Annotated in this window: 1 pseudogene; it reads right to left on the reverse strand. The window is 77.6% G+C overall.

The annotated features are described in order from the left end of the window. Positions 1 to 1,295: pseudogene (locus tag AC1DUQ_RS21800) on the reverse strand (LuxR family transcriptional regulator); the annotation flags it as partial.

The following is a 1,295-nucleotide window of genomic DNA, read 5'->3' on the forward strand; positions in this document are numbered from 1 at the left end:
CGACTGCGCACCCCGGTCGACGGCGATCGGCAGCGCCGCGTCGACGGCGGCGACCACGGCGTCCGGCCGGCCCTCGAGCCACGCCGCCTCGGCCCGCGCGAGCGCGACCTGCCCGAGCCGGGAGAGCTCGCCCGTCGGTGCGGCGAGCGCCCACGCCTCCTCGAGAGGCTCCCGATGACCGGGGTCGCCCCGCCGCGCACGCACGAGCCCGAGGACGACGAGCGCGACGATGCGGGGCGTCGTCGAGGTCCGCCGGATCCCGATGACCTCCTGGGCGGCGTCGGCGGCCTCGGACCACCGACCCTCGTCGAGCGCCAGGCGCGCGCCGTAGGCCATCAGGTAGAGCCGGTCGAGCTCGATCCCGCGATCGCTGCAGAACGCGGTGCCCTCGTCGAGGTACCGGCGCGCGAGCGTGCGCTGCCGCGTCTCCACGGCGCCCCCGGCGAGCAGCACGTAGGTGCGGCCGACGAGCACCGGTCGGTCGGTGCCCCGTGCACCCTCGAGGCTGGCAAGCAGCGCGGCCCCGCCGTCGGCAGCGATGCCGACCCGCCCGAGCGTCGCGAGCGTGTGCATCGCGATCGGTCTGTCGCCGAGGTCGTCGGCGAGCTGGCCCCCCCGTTGCGCCCACTCGACCGTCTCCGGGCGGGCGTCACCCAGGCACACCGCCGCGAGGTTCGCGTAGGCCGCCGCCAGCTCGCGGCCCGGCGGCACCGACTCGAGCAGGGTGACCGCCTCGCGCGCCGCGCTCTGGGCCTCCGCGGTGCGTCCCGGGCACCAGAGAAACTCGGACAGCCGCCGCAGGACGTCTCCGCGGACGGTCACGTCCTCGCAGACCAGGAGCGCGTCCTGCAGCGCGGCGATCCCGTCGTCGTACTGGTCGGTGACGTAGCAGGACTCGGCCTGCCGAACCCGCAGCCGCACGCGCTCCGCGGCGGGCAGCCCGGCGCCGTACCGGAGCGTGCGGGCGTACTGCGCCGCGGCCTCGCGGTGGGCGCCCAGCTGTGCGGCGTCCTGCGCGGCGGCGGGTGCGTACCGCAGGACGGCGTCGGCGTCCCCTGCCGCGTCGGCGTGGTGCGCGAGGAGGGCCAGGTCCGGCGTCCGCTCCGCGAGCTCGGCCAGCGCGAGGCGGTGGAGCTCGGCGCGCCGGTGGGGCGGGATCGCCTCCTCGACGGCCAGCCGGGCCAGCTCGTGCCGGAACGCGACCGCGCGTCCCCGCGGCACGAGCATGCCCGAGGCGAGCGCCTCGTCGAGCACGTCCACCGACCCGGGGACCAGCGCGGCGAGCAGGGCCAGGT

It is taken from the genome of Cellulomonas sp. P4_B5_2, from assembly GCF_056402235.1.